Origin of the sequence: Mesorhizobium sangaii, from assembly GCF_014207355.1 — a bacterium.
In the GTDB taxonomy this organism is placed as follows: Bacteria; Pseudomonadota; Alphaproteobacteria; order Rhizobiales; family Rhizobiaceae; genus Mesorhizobium; species Mesorhizobium sangaii.
The window spans coordinates 1-1,198 of the sequence record NZ_JACHEF010000038.1 but is presented as its reverse complement, the minus strand read 5'-3'; the positions used below and the strand labels follow the sequence as shown (position 1 = coordinate 1,198).

Below are 1,198 nucleotides of genomic sequence, written 5' to 3'. Positions count from 1 at the left end.
TGGTTGCCGATGCCGGGCAGCCGGTCGGCCGCATCGAGCTGCTGTCGTCCGCCGAGCGGACGTATCTGCTGGAGGATCTGAACCGGACGGCTGCGGCCTATCCTTCGGAGCGGTGCATCCACGAGCTGTTCGAGGCGCAGGTGCGCCAGGCGCCGGAGGCGGTGGCGGTGGTCCATGAGGACGAGCGGTTGAGCTATGGCGAGCTCAACGCGCGGGCCAACCGGCTGGCGCACCATCTGATCGGGCTCGGGGTGAGGCCCGGGGATCGCGTTGCGACAGTGCTGGACCGCTCCGTCGCCCTTGTGGTGGCGCAGCTGGCGATCCTGAAGGCGGGCGGAGTGTATGTGCCGATCGATCGCGCTCTTCCATCTGCGCGACAAGAATGGCTGATGGCCGATTGTGCTGCGCGCCTGGTCCTTAGCGAGAGTGACGATGATGATCTGCTTGAGGTGACGATCCCTGTTCTGGCGATTGAGCCGCTCATGACCGGACCAGGGTCCAGTGCCGATCCTGGCCTGGCATTGAGCGCCGAGGCTGCCGCTTACGTGATGTACACGTCCGGCTCGACCGGCCTCCCCAAGGGGGTTGTTGTTGCTCACCGTGCGGTCAACCGGCTCGTCATCAACAATGGCTATGCGCAGTTCAGCTCGAGTGATCGTGTGGCGTGGGTGGGCAATCCCGCGTTTGATATCAGTACCCTGGAAGTGTGGGCACCGCTGCTACACGGTTCAAGCCTGGTTGTGATTCCACAAATCGATGTGCTGCAGCCAGAGGTGCTGCGCCGTGTGGTTCAGCAGCATGGCATTACCGTCCTGCATCTGACAGCTGGGTTGTTCAGCCAGAGCGCAGATGATTTAGGCCCGGCGCTGGCAAGCTTGCGGTTGCTATTGGTCGGCGGTGATGCGGTTGATGTGGCGGCAGTAGCACGGGTCTTGAGGGGGAGCCGACCGCAGCATCTCTTGCACTGCTACGGTCCGACCGAGACGACGACCTTTGCGACAGTCTGCGAGATTACCGCGATTGATGAGACGTTTGGCCGGCTCCCGATCGGCCGTCCGATTGCGAACACGCGGATCTATCTTCTGGACGGTCATGGCGCGCCGGTGCCGTTCGGGGCGGTGGGTGAGCTTTATATTGGCGGGGCGGGGGTTGCGCGTGGCTACCTGAACCGGCCCGAGCTGACGGCGGAGCGGTTCAT

The 1,198-nt window shown here is 63.7% G+C and carries 1 protein-coding gene; it reads left to right on the top strand.

All coding sequences use genetic code 11. The annotated features are described in order from the left end of the window. Positions 1 to 1,198, top strand: a 1,198-nt coding sequence (locus HNQ71_RS34585; protein ID WP_184879650.1) for an amino acid adenylation domain-containing protein, incomplete at both ends; no start/stop codon positions are given.